Here is a 19,117-nt window from a genome sequence, read left to right as displayed (position 1 = left end):
GGGATGCGGCGGAACATAGTGGGGGCGCCGAAAGCCTGCCAGTCACCTGCGGATGAATGGGTGTCACCTGTGCGCCGTTCTAGGGGGCTGCCCGAGGCGCGGCGGCGAGGCGTGAAGTCGCAGCCAGAATTGCCGGGTCCGCTGCAGGCGCATCGACGCTTCCGGTTGGAGCCTGCTGGAACTCCGGGCAGCGGCCACATTGCGGCTTCATTCACCGATCAACGAAGGACCACCCATGGGTGCCTGGTCACACGAACCTTTTGCCAACGACACCGCCAGCGACTGGGCCCATGTACTGATGGACGCAACCGACCTGTCTCACGTCGAGGCCACGCTGGACCGCGTGCTCGAGGCAGGCAACTATGTGGAGGCGCCCGACGCCGAGGAGGCCGTCGCGGCGGTGGCGGTGGTGGCCCAGTTGCTTGGCCGCAGCGCACCCATCACCGATGGCCCCGAAGGGCTGCAGGCCTGGATCACCGGCGTCGGCGTGCGGCCGTCAGCAGCGCTGCTGGACAAGGCGCGCCGCGTTGCCGACCGTGTGGTGGCGGAAGACTCCGAGCTGGCCGAGCTGTGGGACGACAGCGAGTCGGCCGCAGACTGGCGCGCCTCCATGGCCGCCTTGCGGCAAGCGGTCACGCCGGGTTGAGCGCCATGCGTGCCATCCACGCCCTGCTGGCCAGCACGCTCATGGCCACCGCCAACGCCGCGCCATTGCCGGCGCCGGCGCGCGCCGAAGTCGATGCGCTGCTGACCCGCCTGCAAACCTCGGGCTGTGAGTTCAACCGCAACGGCAGTTGGTACGCCGGTGCGGACGCCAGAGCGCATCTGTTGAAGAAGCTGGATTACCTCGAAGGCAAGGACCTGGTGAAGACCGCCGAGCAGTTCATCGAACGCGGCGCGGCCAGCAGCAGCATGAGCGGCAAGCCGTATTTGGTGCGCTGCGCCGGCAAGGCGCCGGTGGAGAGCGCGAAGTGGCTGACGGCTGAGCTGCTAGCTGTGCGTGCGGCGCGGGCGGCGTCCAGCCCGCGCTGAAGAAAAAGGGCGGCCGAAGCCGCCCCTTGAAGTCCCCCACGCCGATCAGCGCCGCCGCCTCGTCGCCGCGAGCAGCAGCAGGCCCGCACCGGCCAGCGCGAAGCTGCCCGGCTCCGGCACCGCGCTGATGTTGTCAAGCGCAAAGCCGCCGGTCGCCGAGAAGCTGACCGATGTCAGCTGGCCCCAGGCGCCGTCGAACGACAGGCTGCTGGCGCCCGTCAGGTCGATGCTGCGCAAGGCCACTTCCACGCCGCCCAGCAGGCCGGACACGAACAGCGTGCCCGGGCCGAAGCCGAGGTCATACGGCGCCAGGTCCAGCGACTTCAGCCCAAACGAACCGCCGCCGGCCAGGCTGAAGGTGAAGGGCGTGGCGTCGAAACCGCCAACCAGCGCGCCGTCGATGGGCAGAAAGCTGGTCGCCGGCCCACTGACGATGAAGCTGCCCTCGGCGTAGGTGGCCACGCCGGTGTCGTTGTCGATGGCGATGACGCCGGGGTTGTCGAAGTTGACGAGGCCGGCATGCGCCGCCCCGCCGCTGAAGAGAGCCGCGGCCGCAAAGGCCAGGGTGCCGAGTAGGTGCTTCATGGCTGTGCTCCTGGAGGGTTTCACTGCGCGCCCGGCTTGGGCGTGTTGAGGTAGGGGAAGCCCGGCAGCAGCGGCACAACGGCCTGGTCGACGGCGTCGTGCAGCTCCAGCGACGTGGCGCCCAACGGCACCGAGGCGCGGGTGCAGGCGGCGCCGAAGAGCCCACCGCCGTTGTTCAGCCAGCACAGGCCGCCCATCACGGCGGAGATCGACACGTCGACCACGTCGTCCTTGGGCCGGCGGCCATTCGGGAAGCCGGCAAAGTCGGGTGGGTTGTCGGCGTCACGCAGCGTGCCGACGATGCCCAGGCGGTTCTGCATCGCGAACGGCCGCGCGGGGATGGCGGTGTTCAGGCGCAGCATCTCCGAGCCCACCACATTGGCCGGCTGGTTGACGCCGGGGATGCCGGTCAGGAAGGTCGTCACCAGGTCGGCGCGCGGCAGGTTGGTGGGCGCGGCGTTGCCGATGGGCAGCACGGCCGACAGCAGCGCCGGCAGCGTCGGGTTGGTCACGTAGTTGATGAACTGCCCGTCGCCTGCCGGCACGGAGGCGTTGAACTTGTCCTTGTCCGGCAGGCCGATGACGACCTCGTTGACCAGCGGGTTGCCCAGCCGCGAGACCTGCACCCAGGCGCCGCCGCCACGCACGGCGGTGTCGTAGCCGCTGGGCGGCGCGGCGTTGACGATCTGGCTCTGGCGCACGCTGGCCGTCGTCCAGGCGCCGATGACGGTCTCGCTGCCCTGCGTCAGGCAGCTCTTGTGCACTTCCAGCGCCAGCGACGTGACGTTCTTGTCCTGGATGGAGTTGGCCGCCGCCGCGTTGATCAGGCTGCGGTTGGTGATGACGCTGACCGGGGCGTTCACCAGGTCGAAGATCGCACCGAGGTTGACCGCAAAGGCCTCCTGCCGCTGGCCGACGAAGACCTTGGCGGGCATGGCGCAGCCCGGCAGGTTGACGCTGTAGATGTGCTGCGCGGCGTAGGCCGGGTAGTCGGCGATCGTCTTGGTGCCGATGTTGTCGACCGGCTTGTCGAACGTCGTGCCGCCCATCGGGTTGGCGACCGGCGTGGCGGTGCCGGTGCGGCGGTCGCCGCGCACGAGGGTGAGGCTGAACTTCTCGTTGACGTTGAGCGTGGCCGCGTTCGGCGCGCTGACGGTGCCGGCCTGGGTCAACGGGATCGGCACCATCTGGTTGCCGATAGGCAGCGCGATGCTCTTGAGCGTGTTGGTGAACTTGAACTGGAAGGTCAGGTCTTCCTTGGCGTCGCCGTTGTTGTCGACGTGGATCTCGTAGATCGCGTTCGGGTCCAGCTTGAAGTAGTTGGGACCGCCGTAGGCGTCCTGCAGCGGCAGGTAATTGGCGATCAGCGTCACGTAGCCGGCCCGGCCGCCCGTGCCGTTGGCGGCCACGCCTTCGTAGCTGCTGAACATGTAGAAGTCCGTGCCGTCGAGGCGCGGCATGCCGCCGATGGACGGGGCTTCGCGGTGGCTGGAGGCCTGCGCGGGCAGGGCGGCGATGCTGGCGAGGACGCCTGCGGCAACGAGCGCAACGGTGGGCGCGCGGGAGGGCAATTTCATGAAGGCTCCTGTTCGTGGTGGACCGCAAACAGATGGAAACAACCAGCGCTGCGGCTCATGTCTTACGCAGCGCAGGCGGCTTGGATGCAGGCTTTCGAGCGTTTCGAGGGTTCAGCCTGTGTTCAAGCTAGGGGGGCGCCTCGCGTTGGTATCGTCCGGCCGATGCGCATCTCCCGCCGCTGCGCCGAGCTCACGCTTGCCGGCCTGCTCACCGCCGTCCTCCTGCTGGACCTGGCCTGCCCGCTGCCTCAGCCGGCCGCCGAGTCAGCCACGCTGACGGTGCTGGCCGCCGACGGCACGCCGCTGCGGAGTTGGGCCAGCGACGACGGCGCCCAGCGCCAGCCGACCACGCCCGAGGCCGTGTCGCCGCGCTATCTGGAAGCGCTGCTGCACTACGAGGATCGCTGGTTCCACTGGCACCCAGGCGCCAACCCCGCCGCACTGGCACGCGCCGCCTGGCAGTGGGCGCGACACGGGCGCATCGTCTCGGGCGGTTCCACGCTGACGATGCAGGTGGCGCGGCTGATGGACGACAAGGCCGCTGGCCGCAGCGTGCCCGCCAAGCTGCGCCAGATCGCCCGCGCGCTGCAGCTTGAACTGCATCTGAGCAAGCAGGAGATCCTGACGCTGTATCTGAACCTCGCACCGATGGGTGGTCCGCTGGAGGGCGTGGAGACGGCCAGCCGCGCCTACCTGGGCAAGGGCGCGGCCGAGCTGTCGCAGGCCGAGGCGGCGCTGCTGGTGGCGCTGCCGCAGTCGCCGACCCGCTTGCGGCCGGACCGCGCCGTCGCTGCCGCTCAAGCCGCGCGCGACAAGGTACTGACGCGCATGCAGACGCTCGGCGTGTGGAGCGCAGCCGACGTGGCTGACGCCAAGCTGGAGCGCGTCTTCGCACCGCCGCTGCGTGCCCGCTGGTTGGCACCTCTCGCCGCCGAGCGCCTGCGACAGCAGGCTCGCCGCGAAAGCCAGACGGCCGCCGTCATCCCAACCACGCTCGACGCCGGCCTGCAGGCCCGCCTGGAACAGCTGCTGAGCGACCGACTCAACACCTTGCCCGAGGCCAACTCCCTGGCCGCGCTGGTCGTCGACAACCGCACGCTGGAGGTGCGCGGCTATGTCGGCTCGGCAGACTTCACCGACGCACGACGCAGTGCCCATGTCGACATGGTGCGGCGCATGCGCTCGCCCGGCTCCACGCTCAAGCCCTTTCTTTACGGCATGGCGCTGGACGAAGGATTGATCCATTCCGAGAGCCTGCTCATCGACGCGCCGCAGAACTTCGGCGGCTATGCGCCGGGCAACTTCCAGGCGGACTTTTCCGGGCCGGTCAGCGTCAGCGAGGCGCTGCAGCGCTCGCTCAACGTGCCCGCCGTCGACCTGCTGGAGCGCCTGGGCGCCGAGCGCTTTGCCGGCCGCCTGCGCCACGCCGGCCTGCGCCTGCGCATGCCGGCCAACGCGGCGCCCAACCTCAGCCTCATCCTGGGTGGCGGCAGCACGTCGCTGGAGGAACTGGTCGGCGCCTACACCGCCCTGGCGCGCGGCGGCCTGGCCGGCAAGCCGCGCCTGACACCCGCCGAGCCCACGCAGGAAACCCGCTTGATGAGCGAAGGCGCCGCCTTCATCGTGCGCGAGATCCTGGAGAACGGCGGCCGGCCCGGCAGCCCTTTTCGCGAGGGCAACCAGCGCGTCGCGTGGAAGACGGGCACGTCATTCGGCTTCCGCGACGCCTGGGCGCTGGGCGTGACGGACCGCTACACCATCGGCGTCTGGGTGGGCCGGCCCGACGGCACGCCCAACCCCGGCCACTTCGGCGCCAACACCTCGGCGCCGCTGCTGCGTGACATCGCCGCCGCCCTCGGGCCGCAAGAGTCACGGCAACAACTGGCCCCGCGCCACCAGCCGGCCAGCGTGCGCGCCGTCGCCATCTGCTGGCCGCTGGGCACGGCCGAAGCCGCCACGCCACCCGAGCACTGCCTGCAGCGCCGCACCGCCTGGACGCTGGACGGCGCCGTGCCGCCGACCTTGCCGGACCGGCTGCAACCCACCAGCCTCGTGCAGGCGGTGTGGACGCAGGGCCACGCGCGCGTGCGCCCCGACTGCGCGCCGGCCGCGATCAAGGCCGAGGCCGTGCGCTGGCCCACGCTGCTCGGCCCCTTCCTGGACGCCGCCCAGCTCGACCCGACCGAGCGCCTGCCCTGGGCGCCCGGCTGCGCGCCGCGCACCACCAGCGCTCAGGCCCTGCGCATCGTCGGCCTGGAGGCCGGCACCGTGCTGCGCCCCGCGCCGGGCCAGGCCGCCGTGACGCTGCGCCTGCAGGCCATGGGCGCCCAGCAGGGCGTGAACTGGCTGCTGGACGGCCAGCTCGCCGGCAGCAGCGAGACAGCCGGCGCCGTTCAGACGCTGACGCTGCGCCAGCCCGGTCCGCATGCGCTGACGGCGCTGGACGGCCGCGGCCGCTGGGCGCGCATCGGCTTTGAGCTGCATCCTTCGCGCGCCGCTTTGCCCTAAGCTGCCAACCCGGCGCATCGACCACGCACGCGTCAGCAAAACAGGGAGAACCATGCGCCTCGCCACGTTCATCGTCGTCGCCCCGCTGCTGTCGCTCGGCCTGCTCGGGCCCTGTGCCGCCGCCGACGACGCCCCCGCGCCGCCCGCCACTGCCGCCTCCGAGGCTGCCAAGCCGGCGCCGACGCTGCACAGCCGCATCTACCAACTGCAGCACCGCCTGATCCCGGGTTGGGTGCACAAGAGTTCCGGCGCCTTCTACACGGCCCTGGTCGTGGGCGACCTCGCGCGGCTGCGCGAAGTGGCCAGCGAGATCGTCTCGCCCGACTACGCCGCCGGCATCAAGGTCACGCCCTATCCGGCGCTGGAAGGCGTGCTCATCGAATACCCCACACCGCTGACCCCGCCGCTGTGCTATTTCGCCTTCGTGCACGCCAATGCCAAGAGCAGCAGCGGCTACGACATCTACACCTACGAGAAGACGATGAAGTTCCCGGGCATGGAGCCGCAGCCCTTTGGCGTCGTGGGCGCGTGGTCGGCCGACGGCGACCGGCACAGCAACATGGGCGGGCGCACCTATGAAGACGCCGAGTCCTTCGTCCGCGACCTCAAGCTCGACAAGCAACCGAGCAAAACTGCCGAGAAGCCGGCCTGACGAAAGCAAGTCAGGCCACCCTTCGCTAAGCTGCCACGCTCAAACCCGAACATCGGGCATCTGCTGTCCGCGCTGTGCTTTTTGATATGAACGAGCTGTTGATCTGGATCCTCGCCGCCACTGCCGTGGTGGGCACCCTGTTGCTGGTGTGGCTGGGCCGCCGGCGCCAGCAGCGTGCCCGCGACGCCACCGCCCACCGCGAAACCCAGCGAATGGCGCTGGAGCAGGCCGAGCACGTCGCCCGCGCGCAGCGGCTGGCGGCAGAGCGTGAGCACGCCAGCGCCGAGCCCGCGCCCCTGGCCGGCGCCGTGGAGGCCATACGCCTGGCCGAGCAGGCCCGCGGCAACGCCGACGCCGGCCGTGAAGGCGCCGACATCACCCGCCGCATCGCCGAGGGCGAGGCCGCCCGCATCGCCCGCGACCAGGCCCAGCACGATGCGGCCCGCGAAGCCGAGCAGGCCCGCGAACAGGCCGAACGCGACGCTGCCGCGGCCACCGAAGCGGCCGCTGAAGAGGCCGAGGCTGCTCGCGCTGCAGCCGAAGCCCGTGCCCGTGAAGACGCCGAGCGCCTGGCCCGCGAGACGGCCGAACGGCAAGCTGCCGAGGCAGCCGAGGCCGCAGCTCGCCAGGCGGCCGACGCTGAAGCCGCCCGTATCGCCGCCGAGGCCGAGGCTCGCGAGCAGCAGGCCCGTGATCAGGCCGAGCGGAAGCAAGCCGAGCGTGAGGCTGCCCAAGCCCTCGAAACCGCACGCCTTGCCGAGGAAGCCCGCGTCAGCGCCGAACGCGAAGCCGCCGAAGCCGCCGCCGCGCTAGCCTCCCGCCTGGCCGCCGAGGCGGAGGCCGAAGCCGCCCGAATCGCCGCAGCCGCAGCGGCAGCCGCGCCCACCCGCGCGCTGCGCCCCGACGAAACCCTCGTGCTGGTGGCCGACGACTCCAAGATCGTGCGCGTCAAGCTCAGCCGCCTGCTGGCCGCGCAAGGCTACCGCGCCGCGCTGGCCGAGAGCGGCGAGCAGGCGCTGGAAATGCTGGCCGCCGAGCCGCCGCACCTGCTCATCACCGACGTCGAGATGCCCGGCATCGACGGCTTCGAACTGACCCGCCAGGTGCGCGCCGCCGCCGCCACGGCCGAGCTGCCCATCGTCATGATCACGTCCTCCGACGACAAGCAGGAGCAGGCCCGCGCGGCTGGCGTCACCCAGCTGCTGGGCAAACCGTATTCAGAAGAAGCGCTGATCGCCGCCATCGAGCAGGCCCGGCTGGCGGTGCGCGTGCCGGCCTGAGGCCTCGTTCCCTCGTTGCCTCGTCACAGCGTGCGCGGCCTGCACCCGTGATCGACGACATCCGCTACCTCATCGTCTTTGCCAAGGTGGCCGAGGCGAAGTCCATCACCCGGGCTGCCGAGCTGCTCGAACTGGCCCCGGCGACGGTCAGCGCCCATCTGGCCAAGCTGGAATCCAACGTCGGCGCAGCGCTGCTCTACCGCAACACCCGCAAGCTGTCGCTGACCAGCGAAGGCGCCGTGCTGCTGGAAACCGCGCGCGCCATGCTGCAGCTCTATGAAGAGGGGCTGATCGATTTCAGGCAGCGGGCGATCTCGTCCTCGGCGTCCCTGAAGGTGTCTGCGCCGGCGATCCTGCTGCCCTGCACCGCGTTCATGCGCACGCTGGCGGGCTTCCTGGCCGAACACCCGGCGCTGCGCCTGGACATCAGCTTCAGCGACCAGCGCCAGGACGTGATCGGCGAGGGTCTGGACATTGCCTTTCGCATCGGCGATCTGCCCGACAGCGCCCTGCGCGCGAAACCCGTTTTCCGCCTGAAGCGGCAGCTGGTGGCCGCCGCATCGGTGCTCGCGCAGCATGGCCATCCCGAGCATCCCGGGCAGCTGGCCGACATGCCCTGGATAGGCTTGAGCATGCGCCCCAGCACGCGGTCCTTCGTCAACGCGCAGGGCGAACGCGCCGAGGTGCGCTACACGCCGCGCATCAGCACCGACAGCGTGGACGCGAGCTATCGGTTCGCCAAGCTGGGGCTGGGCCTGGCAGCACCGCCGGCCTTCCTGTTCCACGGCGACCCGGACGCGCCGCCGCTGGCCGTGCTGCCGGGCTGGACGCTCGACCCGCTGGACGTGCACGCCGTGTGGCCGTCGAACCTGGCCAGCAACGGCATGGCCTACCGGCTCATCAACCGGGTCTACGAAGCCATGGCCGATGTCTAGGCCGGCCGCGGCAGCAGCGGAAGTAGCGCCGACAGGGCCAGGCTCACGCCCATCGCCACATTGAAGGCCTGCGCACGCGCGGGCGTCGTCAACCAGCGCGCCATCTGGCGGCCGAACACGGCCCAGGCGACCAGCGACAGGTAGCAGACGCCGAAGTACACGGCGATGAACAGCTGCAGCAGCACGGGGGTGTCCGGCCGCGCGAACAGCGATGCCCCGGCCGCGCAGGCGACCCAGGCCTTGGGGTTGATCCACTGCAGCAGCCAGCCCTGCAGGAAGGTGGGCACGGGGCCCGCCCGCACACGGTCGCCGGCAGGCGAGGTGGCGATGAGCCAGCCCATGTAGAGGACGAATGCCGTGCCCAGGCCGCTCAGCGCGGCCTTGAGCGCCGCGTGGCCGTTCATCAGGTCGGCCAGCGCGTAACTCACCAGCGCGAGCAGCGCGGTGAAGCCCAGCGTCGCGCCGGACACGAAGGGCAGGGTGCGCGCCACGCCGTGCTGCTTGCCGGCCGACAGGATGAGCAGGTTCACCGGCCCGGGCGACAGGGACATGGTGAGGGAGAACAGCAGCATGGCAAGGATCACGGCAGGCCTTGAGAAGTCGCGACAGGCGAGGTCTCGCCCGTCAGGCAGCCACCGTAACGACCCCGCTCGGCGCCGTGAAGCCAGAAAAGCCGAAAAGGCGTTTTCGGCCGTTTGCTCTTCAAACGCACAAGCGGCACTTCGACAATGCCCTGCTGTCAGGGAGTTAGCTGTGTTGAATATCTGGAAATGGATCGCCGGGCTCGGCATGGGTTCGGTGCTGCTGGCGTGCGGCGGCGGAGGCGGCGGTGCGGACGGGGGCGGTGCGCCCAAGCCCGGCCCCGAAGGGCCGCCCATCGGCGTCGCGGTGCCGGGCCGCTTCGTCACCAAGCTCGCCACCGGCGACCGAGCCTGGTTCGCGCTAGCCGAGAAGGCTCAGGACTTTGATCGCAACATCGCGCCGGACCGCCAGCTGCTGGCGGCCCTGGACGGGGCACCGACGCCTGCCGTCGCCTACCAGCCGCCGGCGGGCTGGTCGCTGATCGACTTCGCGGTGCATCCGTCGCGCGAGATCAGCCTCGTGCTGGCGTCGGCCACACAGTTGCGCCTGGTCCGCTTGAGCCGCAGCGGCGAGCTGCTGCGCGATCAACCCTTCCTCGACCCGCAGGCCGCGACCGACCCGATCATCGACGGCCCGTTCGCGCTGATGGACTCGGCGTCGCTGGTACCCACCGCCGTCACCCACGACGCGGCACGGCTGGCCGCGCTGGGAGAGGACGTCGTGCTGGCTTTCCGCAGCGGCCGCTTCGCCGTTGTGCTGCACCGTCTGGGCTACGGCGCGGCGAACGGCTTCGTCAAACAGTGGCGCAGCCTGGCGGAGCCGGGCGTGCTGATCGGCGCTTCAAGGCCCATGAGCGGCAGCTACGACCCGTTCAAGGGCGTGGACAACATGTGGCGCGTCTTCCTGGCCGCTGACACGCAAGGCCGCATCGCCGTGGCGATGGCCCTGAGCGCCACCGAACTGGCCGCGGGCCATGCCCGGCACTTCGGCGAGCCGCTGGACACCACCGTCACAGAGGGCTTCATGCTCAGCCGCTTCAGTGGTGACGGCCAGCGGCTCTACAGCGTGATGCACCGCAGCGAGGGCCGCTCGGAAGTGCAGGGGCTGCGCTGGCTCGGCGACCGCATGGCGGTGGTCGGCCGCGTGCGCACCGTCAGGGCGGCGGACGGCTGGGACGCCTACGTCGCCTTCGTCGCCGACAGCACCCGCGCCCTCAGCCACGCGCTGATCCATGTCGACCAGGGCGAGGTGTTGTTTGACATCGCCAGTCTGCCCAACGGGCAACTGCTCGCCTGCGGCGCGGCGGGCTACACACAGAACCCGACCGGCGTCAGCATCTCGGAAAGCGCGACGCCACTGCTGATGCTGCTGGACGCCGCCGGCCAACCGGTCCGGCGCGTGGCGCTCACCGCAAGCCCCCGGCAGAACCAGCTGCGCAGCCTCGCAGCCTGGCAGGGCGGATGGCTGATGGCCGGCATGGAGAACGGCCCAGGCACGCATTCCGCAGACGCAGATGCCACGCTGCTGACGGCGGACGGCCATGTGCGGGAGCGGCGCGACCTGGGACTGTGAGGCGCAGCCGTCTGCACCGCGCCTACGGCTAGACGGCCTTCAGCTTCTGTACCTCGCGCGCCCAGCGCGGCGCCCATTGCAGCAGCGGCTCGATGGCCACCAACAGGGCGCGCCCCTGGTGGCTGAGCCGATAGCCGCTGCCCGCGTCGTGATCGATGAGCAGCGCCTCGCGCAGCTCCGCGAGGCGCTGGTTCAGCACCGAGGCCGACAGGTCGCCGCAGGCCGTCTGCAGTGCGCGAAAGTTCAGGCTCGCCCCTTCGCCGCGCAGCTCCCACAGGATGCGCAGCGTCCAGCGGCGGTTGAACAGTTCCAGCGCCGCGTTCAGCGCATCCTTGCCGGAAACGGGGGCGGCGGCGGCCACCAGCCGCGCGACTCGTGCAGGTTGTTTCGTCGTCATGCTTTGATTTTAGAAGCAACTGCGGCTAGAGTCCGCTCACCGCAACGCTTCTGATTTCGAAGCATGAACACAGCCACACACCGCATTGCTCCTCAAACCCTGCCGCTGCCGGCCGACCTGGCAGAGCGCATGGCCCGCCTGCTGCCGCCAGGCTTCCCGCCGCCGCAGATCTTCCTGACCGTGGCCCGCCACGGCGAGCTGTTCAAGGAGATGGTGGACACAGGCTTTCTCGGCCCCACCGGCCTGGCGGACCGCAAGCGCCTCGCGCCCTCACTGCGCGAGGCCGTCATCCTGCGCACCTGCGCGATGGCCCGCTGCGACTACGAGTTCAACCTGCACGAGCAGACGATCTCGCGCCACATGGGCCTCAGCGACGCGCAGATCGCCAACCTGCGCGAGCCCGCGCCCGACGCGGCGCTATGGGCGCCTGCGCTGCTGGCCGTCTTCCAGCTCGTCGACGGGCTCGTCAAGCATCTGGACGTTGACGACGCGACGTGGGACGGGCTGCGCCGCCACTTCGACGAGGCGGCGTTGATCGAGATCACGCAGCTGGTGGGCCACTACACCGGCGTGGCCATGCTGGCCGCGCTGGCCCGGCCGCATCTGGATCGGTATCGCTAGAGCCGGTATCGTCGGGCGCATTGACACCTTCTCTGCGCCATGGAATTCCAACGGTTCACCGCGCCCGACCTCGCTGCACTGGCGGCCGGCATTGCCAAGCACCAAGCCAAGCTGGCGCAGGCACTGCAAGCCGGCGACGATCTCGCCCTTGTCGATCACACGGCCGACCTGGCCGGTCTGCTGACAACGGCTCGCCGAGAGGCCGAGGCCCTGGCCCTGCTGCAAGCGCAACTCGATCGCGTCGAGCAGTTCTCCACCTCGGAGGTGTCCGGCTGGTTCTGGAACGCCTACGCGACGGCGCTGCAATACAACGGTCTGCGTGCCCAGGCCGGCCCGGCTTTCGCCAGGGCGCTGGAACTCTCACGTGCAGGCGGCTGGCTGCGGCTGCAATCCTTCGTGCTTCAGCACTGGGGCCGCAGCCTGGTCGAGCAAGGCGATCTCGATCAGGCGCAGGCCAAGTTCGAGGAAGCGCTGGTCATTCGCCGCCGGCTGAACGACCCGCGCACCGCCTCCACCGAAGGCGCTCTGGCCGGCCTGGCCCGGTTGCGCGAACAGCAGGCTGGCACAACGAGCAACGCGCCTCAACTCTGAGCACCATGACCAACTCCCAACACTCATCAAACCTGCTTCAGGGCGCCTGCCACTGCGGCGCCGTGCGCCTGACCCTGCCCTCCCTCCCGGAGAAGGCGACGAAGTGCAACTGCTCGCTCTGCCGCCGCCTCGGCGGGCTGTGGGCCTACTACGAATTCGGCACGGTCGAGGTGAAGGGGCATCCCGAGCACACCGCCGAGTACGTCTGGGGTGACAAGACCTTGCGCAATGTGCGCTGCAAGCATTGCGGCTGCGTGACGCATTGGGAGCCGCTGGTACCGGAGGCCGGCGGCAAGCATGGCGTGAACCTGAACAACTTCGACCCGCAACTCGTCGCGGCGGTGCAGGTGCGGCGCTTCGATGGGGCCGACAGCTGGACCTTTCTGGATTGAGGCCGGTGTTGGCGCGACGCCTTGACAAGGCTGGGGGCGCGCCATTCAATGCCTTGCGCTCGCTGAGGTGAGCGATGAGCGACGCCCCACAACGTTTCCCGGGAGATGACATGACCATCAAACTGGACCTGATGCGCAACGGCAAGGTCAAGAAGACCTACGAGTCGAGCAACAAGAACACCCATGCAGAAGAGGCGGCCTTCTTCATGCAGGCGCCGGGCAAGAGCAAAGCCAAGGTCATCAAGGAAGACTTGCTCAAGACCGGCAACCTGGAATTCGAAATGAGTGGCTGGCCCTGTGTGAATGACGGCAGCCACAACTGCCATGGCATCTTCCTGACCCATTCCGCGACACCGGTCGCGCGAACCATCGTCGTCACGATGACCGGTGACAGCGGCGGCTACAAGACCGGCCATCCAGGTGCGGCAGCCGGGCACACCACGATCACCTACACCAACGGGGTTGCCGCCTACAGCTGAGCCGCAAGCTGGCGCCCGGCCATCTACTGCTTCACCGCCGCCAGCAGCTTGCCAATGAACTCGTTCAATGCCGGTCCGTTGTCTATCCAGCGCACCACCGCGACCACATCGTTCTCCCAGTCGATGTAGATGATGTTCTGGCCATTGCCGCGAAAGGTCACGCTGCTTTCCGGCGCCGCCGGCAGCGCCTTGCGGCCGGTGTTGAGGAACCAGTTGCAGTAGCCGTACTCGGCATTTGCCGGCCCGGGCGCGCGGGCCTTGGCGATCCACTCGCGCGAGACGATCTGGCGGCCGTTCCACTGGCCGTCGCGCAGATGCAGATAGCCGAAGCGCGCCATGTCCCAGGCGTCGATGAACATGCCGCCGCCCCAGTGCCCGCCGCCGGAAACCGACTGCATGCGTTGGCCGTCCAGCTCCAACCAGCTGTTGTCATAGCCGTGCCAACGCCAGCGTGTCGAGGCACCGATGGGGTCCATGACCTGCTCGCGCAGCACCTCGGGGAGCGGCCGGCGCCAGACCTGCAGCGCGGCCAGCGCCAGCACGTTGACGCGCACGTCGTTGTACTTGTAGTGCGTGCCGGGCGCACGCAGCGGTCGGTTGGGCCAGTCGGCCGGCGTCTTGCCCTCGGGGCGGTCGGCCCAGTCCGGCTTGCCCCACAAAGTGCCTTGCCAATCACTCGTCTGGCGCAGCAGATGCTCCCAGCTGATGGGCGCGTTATGCGGCGACGTGAACAGGTCGACGCCGGGCGGCATGGCGTCGGCCACGCGCTCGTCGGTGCTGCGGATCAGGCCCTGCTGCCAGGCCAGGCCCACGACCGTCGACAAGAAGGTCTTGGTGATGCTGTGCGACATGTCGACGCGCCGTGTGTCGCCCCACTCGGCCACCACCTGGCCGCGCCGGATGACGATGCCATTGGCCGCGCCACGCTCGCGCGTGGGCCCGATCTGGCCGCCGAAGTAGGGTTCGGCCTTGCCAAATGTCTGGGCCAACGCGAGCGCCTGATCACGTGGCGCCGGGTTCTCGTGCGACTGCGCGTAGGCCACCGCCTCGGCGAGCCGGGTGGTATCGACGCCCACCGCCGCCGCCTCGACGCGTTGCCAGTCACCGCGCGGCGGGAAGTAGGCCGGCTCGGCTGCAGCAAGCGTCGAGACGAGGGCGGCAAGAAGGACGAGGCGGCGTGTGCTCATGCGGCTATTGTGGCCAGCCGCCGCGACAGCGCAGTGCCGCGCGCAAGCAGGAAGCCGCGCAGCCGCTCGGCATAGCCCGCCGCAACGGCCTCGCGCACCGAGGGCCGCCCGGCCAGCTGCTCGCGCCAGGCCTGCACGCGGGGCAATTCGTCGAACAGGCCCTCGGGCGGGATGACGTCGAAGTAGCGGAACACCGGGCCGAACACGGCGTCGACAAGGCCGAAGCGCCGGCCGGCAAACCACGGCCCCGGCTCGACCCGGGCCGCGAGCTGAGCCTCCAGCTGCTCAAGGCGCACCCTGAGCGCTGCGTAGGCCTTCGCCAGCGCCGCGTCGTCGCCCGCGCTGTAGAGCACGGCGATGCCACTCAGCACCGCCGAGCCGAACTCCATCCAGGCCCGCTCGCGTGCCCGGGCCAGCGGGTCGTCGGGATGCAGGCGGGGCGGCAGCGTGTCGTCGAGGTATTCGCAGATGACGGCGGACTCGAACAGTGCCTCGCTGCCCACCTGGAGCACCGGCGTTTTGCCGAGCGGCGACAGGCGCTGGAACCAGTCGGGCTTGTTGGCGAGGTCCACGTCCAGGCGTTCGAAGGCCACGTTCTTCTCCTTCAGCACGATGGCCGCGCGCTGCACATAGGGGCACAGCCGATGGCTGACCAGCGTCAACGTGCTCATGCATCGCTCCAGGTGAAGCGGGCGCTGCGCTTGAGTGCGCCGCTGCCATCGCCCGCCAGCCACAGCACGACCGACGTCGCCGCCAGGAAGACCGGGTACTCCCAGCCGCCGCCTGCCGCATTGAAGACCCAGCCGTTGGGCAGATGCACCCAGGCGGCACCGAGCAGGATGGGCGTGAGGGCCAGCGCAACCTGGCGCGGGTAGACGCCGAGCAGCAGCAAGGCGCCGCCGGCCGCCTCGGCCGCGAACACGGCATAGGCCAGCGCGCCCGGCAGGCCCTGCGCAGCGAAGAACTGCGCCGTGCCCGGCAGCGTGAAGACGAACAGCTTGAGCCCGGCATGCGCCAGGTACATCAGGCCGAGAGACAGGCGCAGCAGCAGCAGGCCAAGTGAGGTCGAAGGGGACATGGGACATATCGAAAGAGTGGTTGGTGCAGTCAATGTAGGTAGGCAGCGCGCGCAGCAAAATACGCAAACCCGTCAACCGAGATTGCAGCCATGCAATACGAAATCGCTCCCGCCGACCTTGCCCTCGTGCTGGCCTTGCACCGCGCCGGCACGCTGGCCGCCGCGGGCGAACGGCTGGGCGTCAATGCGTCCACCGTGTTCCGCATGCTGCAGCGCGTGGAGCGGGGCCTGGGCCAGCCGCTGTTCGAACGCGGCCGGCGTGGCTACAAGGCCGGCGAGCTGGCGCGCACGCTGGCCGCCCAGGCCGAGCACATGGAGGCCGCGCTGGAGGCCGCCCGCGCGGCCGCCCAGGCCCAGCCCGGCCAGGCCGCCGGCACCGTGCGCATCACCACGACGGACACGCTGCTGCACGGCCTGCTGGCGCCGGCACTGGCCGCCCTGCACCAAGCGCAGCCCCGGTTGCAGTTCGAGCTGCACACCGGCAACGAACTGGCCAGCCTGACGCGGCGCGACGCCGACATCGCGTTGCGTGCCACCGCCAAGCCGCCACCGCATTTGATCGGCCGGCGTGTCGGGCCCATCCGCGTGGCGCTGTACGCGGCCCCCGACAGTCCCATCCAGCATTGGGACCAGGTCGAGGCCGGCGAGGCCGCCTGGGTCGCGCCCGACGACGGCCTGCCGGAGCACCCCTCGGTGCGCTGGCGCCAGAAACACTTCCCGACGCTGCAGCCGGCGTTTCGCACCGGCAGCGTGCAGAGCGTGGCCGAGCTGGTGGCGCTGGGCATGGGCGTGGGCGTGCTGCCGCTGTTCCTGGGTGAAGCACGCGCCGATCTGCGCCGCCTGACCGAGCCGCTGGACGAGGCCGAGACCGACCTGTGGCTGCTGACCCACCCGGAGACGCGTCACCTGCAGCGCGTGCACACCGTCTACAGCCACCTCGCCGCGGCCCTGCGGCTGGATTGAGCCCCATCAACCCCTTGACCTTGCCATCGTGGGAAGCTTGAGCATGGCGGCATCATTGAACTCGCGGGGCTCGCCATGAACACCTCTTCCACCTTGAACGACATCACGCTGCAGGTCAGCGGCATGAGCTGCGCGTCCTGCGTCGGGCGCGTCGAGAAGGCCTTGCTGAAGGTGCCGGGCGTCACGGCCGCGTCGGTCAACCTGGCGACCGAGCGCGCGCAGGTGCAGGCGCTGGCCAACGTGCCCGCCGCCGCGCTGACGGCCGCGCTGGACAAGGCCGGCTACCCCGCCAGCGCGCTCGAGCCGGCAGGCTCGCCGGTGGCCGCGCCCGCCCCGGCCGGCCTGCCCGCCTGGTGGCCGGTCGCGGCGGGTGCCGTGCTGACGCTGCCGCTCGTGGCGCCCATGCTGCTGGGCGTGTTCGGCATCGTGTGGATGCTGCCCGGCTGGCTGCAACTGCTGCTGGCCACACCGGTGCAGTTCATCCTCGGCGCGCGCTTCTACCGCGCCGGCTGGAGCGCGCTGCGGGCCGGCAGCGGCAACATGGACCTGCTGGTGGCGCTGGGCACGTCGGCCGCCTACGGCCTGTCGGTCTATCTGCTGGCGCGGCATCCGGGGCACACCCATCTCTACTTCGAGGCCTCGGCCGCCGTCATCACGCTGGTGCTGCTGGGCAAGTGGCTGGAGCAGCGCGCCAAGCGCCAGACGACCGACGCCATCCGCGCGCTGAACGCGCTGCGGCCCACGACGGCCCGCGTGGTGCGCGCCGACGGCAGCGAGATCGAGGTGGCCGTGTCCGCCGTCGCCGTGGGCGACCTTGTGGCCGTGCGCCCCGGTGACCGCATCCCGGTGGACGGCGAGATCGTCAGCGGCCGCAGCCACGTGGACGAATCGCTGATCACCGGCGAAAGCCTGCCGGTCGCCAAGTCGCCCGGCGACCGCGTGACGGGCGGCGCCATCAACGCCGAGGGCGCGCTGACGCTGCGCACGACGGCCATCGGCGCCGAGACGACGCTGGCTCGCATCATCCGCATGGTCGAGTCGGCGCAGGCCGCGAAGGCGCCCATCCAGCGCGTCGTCGACCGGGTCAGCGCGGTTTTCGTGCCGGTGGTGCTCGTCATCGCGGCGTTGACCTTTGCGGGCTGGCTGCTGCAAGGCGCCGGTGCGGAGCAGGCGCTAGTCAACGCGGTGGCCGTGCTCGTCATTGCCTGCCCCTGTGCACTGGGCCTGGCGACGCCAACCACGCTGATGGCCGGCACCGGCGTGGCGGCCCGGCAGGGCATCCTCATCAAGGACGCCGAGGCCCTGGAGCTGGCACATGCGGTCACGGTGGTTGCCTTCGACAAGACCGGCACGCTGACCGTCGGCCAGCCCGCGCTGGTGGCCGCAGTGCCGGTGAAGGGAGGCACGCGCGACGGGCTGCTGCAACTGGCTGCCGCGCTGCAGCGCAGCAGCAGCCACCCACTGGCGGTGGCCGTGCTCGCCGCGGCCAAGGACCTGCCCGCGCTGCCGGTCGACCAAGCCCGCGCGCTGCCGGGGCGCGGCGTGCAAGGCGTCGTGAACGGGCGCACGCTGTCGCTGGGCAGCGCGCGGCTGGCGCAGGAGCTCGGCGTCGATGCCGGCGAGTTGGCGGCGAGAGCGCAGCAGATGGAGGCCGACGGCCACACCGTGTCGTGGCTGATGGACGGTGCACAGCCGCTGGGTCTGCTGGCCTTTGGCGACGCCGTGAAGGACACCGCCGCGCAGGCCGTCGCGCAGCTGCAGGCGCGCGGCATCCGCACCGTCATGCTGACGGGCGACAGCCAAGGCGCAGCGGCGGGCGTCGCCCGCACGCTGGGCATCACCGAGGTCCACGCCGAGGTGCTGCCGGGCGACAAGGCCGCCATCGTGCAGCGGCTGCGCGAAGGCGGCGCAGTGGTCGCCTTCGTCGGCGACGGGCTGAACGACGGGCCGGCGCTCGCCGCCGCGTCGGTGGGCTTTGCGATGGCCGGCGGTGCCGACGTGGCGACCGAGGCGGCCGGTGTCACGCTGATGCGCGGCGACCCGCGCTTGGTGGCCGATGCGCTGGACGTGTCGCAGCGCACCTACGCCAAGATCCGCCAGGGCCTGTTCTGGGCCTTTGCTTACAACGTCGTGGGCATCCCGCTCGCCGCGCTGGGGCTGTTGAACCCGGTCATCGCCGGCGCGGCCATGGCCTTCAGCAGCGTCAGCGTGGTTGCCAACGCGCTGGCCCTCAGGCGCTGGCGCGGCGGTGCCACGCAGGTGCAGCCATGAGCGCGCGGCTCAACATCGGCGAGGCCGCGCGTGCGGCGGGCGTGTCGGCCAAGATGATCAGGCACTACGAAGCCATCGGCCTGTTCGCGCCGGCCACCCGCACCGAGTCCGGCTACCGCACCTACGGCGAAGCCGACATCCACACGCTGCGCTTCATCCGCCATTCGCGCGACCTGGGCTTCTCGCTGGAACAGATCCGCGCGCTGCTGGGCCTGTGGCAGGACCGCACCCGCCCCAGCCGCGACGTGCAGGCGCTGGCGCAGCAGCACCTGGCCGAGCTGGACGCCAAGCTCGCCGAGCTGCAGGCGATGAAGACGACCTTGCAGCATCTGGTGCATTGCTGCCACGGCGACGACCGGCCGGACTGCCCCATCCTCGAGACGCTGGAGCGCGGGGCCACTTAACAAGGTGGGCG

At 70.4% G+C, this 19,117-nt stretch carries 21 protein-coding genes; 14 read left to right on the top strand and 7 right to left on the bottom strand.

The annotated features are described in order from the left end of the window. Nucleotides 1-235: 235 nt before the first annotated feature. On the top strand, nt 236-646 hold the full coding sequence (locus AC0IZJ_RS19515) for a DUF4259 domain-containing protein (protein WP_471852981.1): 411 nt from the start codon (nt 236-238) through the stop codon (nt 644-646). A 5-nt stretch (nt 647-651) separates the two neighbouring features. After that, nucleotides 652-1,032, top strand: coding sequence for a YfeK family protein (locus tag AC0IZJ_RS19510; RefSeq protein WP_471852980.1), 381 nt, complete (start codon nt 652-654; stop codon nt 1,030-1,032). Between the two features lie 45 nt (nt 1,033-1,077). Here the strand turns inward: AC0IZJ_RS19510 and AC0IZJ_RS19505 are convergent, their stop codons facing one another. Both AC0IZJ_RS19505 and AC0IZJ_RS19500 read right to left on the bottom strand, forming a co-directional pair. Next, nucleotides 1,078-1,617 carry a PEP-CTERM sorting domain-containing protein gene (locus tag AC0IZJ_RS19505; RefSeq protein ID WP_471852979.1) on the bottom strand — a complete coding sequence of 180 codons (540 nt, stop codon included), beginning with the start codon at nt 1,615-1,617 and terminating at the stop codon, nt 1,078-1,080. A 20-nt stretch (nt 1,618-1,637) separates the two neighbouring features. Further along, complete coding sequence (locus tag AC0IZJ_RS19500) at nt 1,638-3,194, bottom strand: DUF4331 domain-containing protein (RefSeq protein ID WP_471852978.1); 1,557 nt, start codon at nt 3,192-3,194, stop codon at nt 1,638-1,640. Between the two features lie 162 nt (nt 3,195-3,356). Between AC0IZJ_RS19500 and pbpC the strand changes: the two genes are divergently transcribed. The 4 genes from pbpC (at nt 3,357) to AC0IZJ_RS19480 (ending at nt 8,569) form a co-directional block, all read left to right on the top strand. After that, nucleotides 3,357-5,702, top strand: coding sequence for a penicillin-binding protein 1C (gene pbpC / locus AC0IZJ_RS19495; protein ID WP_471852977.1), 2,346 nt, complete (start codon nt 3,357-3,359; stop codon nt 5,700-5,702). Nucleotides 5,703-5,754: 52 nt separating this feature from the next. After that, complete coding sequence (locus AC0IZJ_RS19490) at nt 5,755-6,354, top strand: hypothetical protein (RefSeq protein WP_471852976.1); 600 nt, start codon at nt 5,755-5,757, stop codon at nt 6,352-6,354. Between the two features lie 86 nt (nt 6,355-6,440). Further along, nucleotides 6,441-7,634, top strand: coding sequence for a response regulator (locus AC0IZJ_RS19485; protein ID WP_471852975.1), 1,194 nt, complete (start codon nt 6,441-6,443; stop codon nt 7,632-7,634). A 47-nt stretch (nt 7,635-7,681) separates the two neighbouring features. Next, nucleotides 7,682-8,569: a LysR family transcriptional regulator gene (locus AC0IZJ_RS19480; protein WP_471852974.1), complete on the top strand. Its 888-nt coding sequence runs from the start codon at nt 7,682-7,684 to the stop codon at nt 8,567-8,569. Here AC0IZJ_RS19480 and AC0IZJ_RS19475 read toward each other — a convergent pair. Beyond that, on the bottom strand, nt 8,566-9,141 hold the full coding sequence (locus tag AC0IZJ_RS19475; RefSeq protein WP_471852973.1) for a LysE family translocator: 576 nt from the start codon (nt 9,139-9,141) through the stop codon (nt 8,566-8,568). The genes AC0IZJ_RS19480 and AC0IZJ_RS19475 overlap by 4 nt on opposite strands. A gap of 181 nt (nt 9,142-9,322) precedes the next feature. On the opposite strand from AC0IZJ_RS19475, the gene AC0IZJ_RS19470 reads away from it, so the two are divergent. After that, nucleotides 9,323-10,723 carry a hypothetical protein gene (locus AC0IZJ_RS19470; protein ID WP_471852972.1) on the top strand — a complete coding sequence of 467 codons (1,401 nt, stop codon included), beginning with the start codon at nt 9,323-9,325 and terminating at the stop codon, nt 10,721-10,723. A 28-nt stretch (nt 10,724-10,751) separates the two neighbouring features. Here AC0IZJ_RS19470 and AC0IZJ_RS19465 read toward each other — a convergent pair whose 3' ends face one another. Next, nucleotides 10,752-11,120: a winged helix-turn-helix transcriptional regulator gene (locus AC0IZJ_RS19465; RefSeq protein WP_471852971.1), complete on the bottom strand. Its 369-nt coding sequence runs from the start codon at nt 11,118-11,120 to the stop codon at nt 10,752-10,754. 63 nt (nt 11,121-11,183) lie between these two features. Between AC0IZJ_RS19465 and AC0IZJ_RS19460 the strand changes: the two genes are divergently transcribed. The 4 genes from AC0IZJ_RS19460 (at nt 11,184) to AC0IZJ_RS19445 (ending at nt 13,203) form a co-directional block, all read left to right on the top strand. Next, the gene (locus AC0IZJ_RS19460; protein ID WP_471852970.1) at nt 11,184-11,741 is read left to right on the top strand and encodes a carboxymuconolactone decarboxylase family protein; all 558 of its coding nucleotides are present in this window, start codon (nt 11,184-11,186) and stop codon (nt 11,739-11,741) included. A 39-nt stretch (nt 11,742-11,780) separates the two neighbouring features. Then, a complete protein-coding gene (locus AC0IZJ_RS19455; protein ID WP_471852969.1) occupies nt 11,781-12,332 on the top strand; it encodes a hypothetical protein in 552 nt (183 codons plus the stop codon). A 5-nt stretch (nt 12,333-12,337) separates the two neighbouring features. Further along, nucleotides 12,338-12,724: a GFA family protein gene (locus AC0IZJ_RS19450; protein WP_471852968.1), complete on the top strand. Its 387-nt coding sequence runs from the start codon at nt 12,338-12,340 to the stop codon at nt 12,722-12,724. 110 nt (nt 12,725-12,834) lie between these two features. Continuing rightward, nucleotides 12,835-13,203 carry a hypothetical protein gene (locus tag AC0IZJ_RS19445; protein ID WP_471852966.1) on the top strand — a complete coding sequence of 123 codons (369 nt, stop codon included), beginning with the start codon at nt 12,835-12,837 and terminating at the stop codon, nt 13,201-13,203. 23 nt (nt 13,204-13,226) lie between these two features. On the opposite strand, the gene AC0IZJ_RS19440 is transcribed toward AC0IZJ_RS19445, so the two are convergent. The 3 genes from AC0IZJ_RS19440 to AC0IZJ_RS19430 are packed head-to-tail and all read right to left on the bottom strand — an operon-like array spanning nt 13,227 to nt 15,468. Beyond that, entirely contained in the window at nt 13,227-14,390 is a 1,164-nt protein-coding gene (locus AC0IZJ_RS19440; RefSeq protein WP_471852964.1) for a serine hydrolase domain-containing protein, read from the bottom strand. Continuing rightward, nucleotides 14,387-15,061 carry a glutathione S-transferase family protein gene (locus AC0IZJ_RS19435; protein ID WP_471852963.1) on the bottom strand — a complete coding sequence of 225 codons (675 nt, stop codon included), beginning with the start codon at nt 15,059-15,061 and terminating at the stop codon, nt 14,387-14,389. The genes AC0IZJ_RS19440 and AC0IZJ_RS19435 overlap by 4 nt, the downstream gene beginning before the upstream one ends. Next, nucleotides 15,058-15,468 (bottom strand): DoxX family membrane protein, encoded by a 411-nt coding sequence (locus AC0IZJ_RS19430; RefSeq protein ID WP_471852962.1) that lies wholly within the window; start codon nt 15,466-15,468, stop codon nt 15,058-15,060. The genes AC0IZJ_RS19435 and AC0IZJ_RS19430 overlap by 4 nt, the downstream gene beginning before the upstream one ends. A 90-nt stretch (nt 15,469-15,558) precedes the next feature. Here AC0IZJ_RS19430 and AC0IZJ_RS19425 point away from each other — a divergent pair, with 90 nt between their 5' ends. From AC0IZJ_RS19425 to cueR, 3 genes are all read left to right on the top strand, one after another. Further along, nucleotides 15,559-16,431: a LysR family transcriptional regulator gene (locus AC0IZJ_RS19425; protein WP_471852961.1), complete on the top strand. Its 873-nt coding sequence runs from the start codon at nt 15,559-15,561 to the stop codon at nt 16,429-16,431. A 75-nt stretch (nt 16,432-16,506) separates the two neighbouring features. Further along, on the top strand, nt 16,507-18,702 hold the full coding sequence (locus AC0IZJ_RS19420) for a heavy metal translocating P-type ATPase (RefSeq protein WP_471852959.1): 2,196 nt from the start codon (nt 16,507-16,509) through the stop codon (nt 18,700-18,702). Beyond that, nucleotides 18,699-19,106: a Cu(I)-responsive transcriptional regulator gene (gene cueR, locus AC0IZJ_RS19415; protein ID WP_471852958.1), complete on the top strand. Its 408-nt coding sequence runs from the start codon at nt 18,699-18,701 to the stop codon at nt 19,104-19,106. Before AC0IZJ_RS19420 ends, cueR begins: the two co-directional genes overlap by 4 nt. Nucleotides 19,107-19,117: the final 11 nt, after the last annotated feature.

The organism is Roseateles sp. AC306 (assembly GCF_979253795.1).
The sequence above is the reverse complement of the archived record's forward strand: the minus strand, read 5'-3'. Positions and strand labels throughout refer to the sequence as shown.

Excerpts from the sequence above, each read along its gene's own strand:
- AC0IZJ_RS19485 (WP_471852975.1), top strand. The coding sequence starts at position 6,441 with ATGAACGAGCTGTTGATCTGGATCCTCGCCGCCACTGCCGTGGTGGGC.
- AC0IZJ_RS19450 (WP_471852968.1), top strand. The coding sequence starts at position 12,338 with ATGACCAACTCCCAACACTCATCAAACCTGCTTCAGGGCGCCTGCCAC.
- AC0IZJ_RS19500 (WP_471852978.1), bottom strand. The coding sequence starts at position 3,194 with ATGAAATTGCCCTCCCGCGCGCCCACCGTTGCGCTCGTTGCCGCAGGC.
- AC0IZJ_RS19455 (WP_471852969.1), top strand. The coding sequence starts at position 11,781 with ATGGAATTCCAACGGTTCACCGCGCCCGACCTCGCTGCACTGGCGGCC.
- AC0IZJ_RS19440 (WP_471852964.1), bottom strand. The coding sequence starts at position 14,390 with ATGAGCACACGCCGCCTCGTCCTTCTTGCCGCCCTCGTCTCGACGCTT.
- AC0IZJ_RS19475 (WP_471852973.1), bottom strand. The coding sequence starts at position 9,141 with ATGCTGCTGTTCTCCCTCACCATGTCCCTGTCGCCCGGGCCGGTGAAC.
- AC0IZJ_RS19490 (WP_471852976.1), top strand. The coding sequence starts at position 5,755 with ATGCGCCTCGCCACGTTCATCGTCGTCGCCCCGCTGCTGTCGCTCGGC.
- AC0IZJ_RS19465 (WP_471852971.1), bottom strand. The coding sequence starts at position 11,120 with ATGACGACGAAACAACCTGCACGAGTCGCGCGGCTGGTGGCCGCCGCC.
- AC0IZJ_RS19435 (WP_471852963.1), bottom strand. The coding sequence starts at position 15,061 with ATGAGCACGTTGACGCTGGTCAGCCATCGGCTGTGCCCCTATGTGCAG.
- AC0IZJ_RS19460 (WP_471852970.1), top strand. The coding sequence starts at position 11,184 with ATGAACACAGCCACACACCGCATTGCTCCTCAAACCCTGCCGCTGCCG.
- AC0IZJ_RS19425 (WP_471852961.1), top strand. The coding sequence starts at position 15,559 with ATGCAATACGAAATCGCTCCCGCCGACCTTGCCCTCGTGCTGGCCTTG.
- AC0IZJ_RS19420 (WP_471852959.1), top strand. The coding sequence starts at position 16,507 with ATGAACACCTCTTCCACCTTGAACGACATCACGCTGCAGGTCAGCGGC.
- AC0IZJ_RS19445 (WP_471852966.1), top strand. The coding sequence starts at position 12,835 with ATGACCATCAAACTGGACCTGATGCGCAACGGCAAGGTCAAGAAGACC.
- AC0IZJ_RS19510 (WP_471852980.1), top strand. The coding sequence starts at position 652 with ATGCGTGCCATCCACGCCCTGCTGGCCAGCACGCTCATGGCCACCGCC.
- AC0IZJ_RS19430 (WP_471852962.1), bottom strand. The coding sequence starts at position 15,468 with ATGTCCCCTTCGACCTCACTTGGCCTGCTGCTGCTGCGCCTGTCTCTC.
- AC0IZJ_RS19515 (WP_471852981.1), top strand. The coding sequence starts at position 236 with ATGGGTGCCTGGTCACACGAACCTTTTGCCAACGACACCGCCAGCGAC.
- AC0IZJ_RS19505 (WP_471852979.1), bottom strand. The coding sequence starts at position 1,617 with ATGAAGCACCTACTCGGCACCCTGGCCTTTGCGGCCGCGGCTCTCTTC.
- cueR (WP_471852958.1), top strand. The coding sequence starts at position 18,699 with ATGAGCGCGCGGCTCAACATCGGCGAGGCCGCGCGTGCGGCGGGCGTG.
- pbpC (WP_471852977.1), top strand. The coding sequence starts at position 3,357 with ATGCGCATCTCCCGCCGCTGCGCCGAGCTCACGCTTGCCGGCCTGCTC.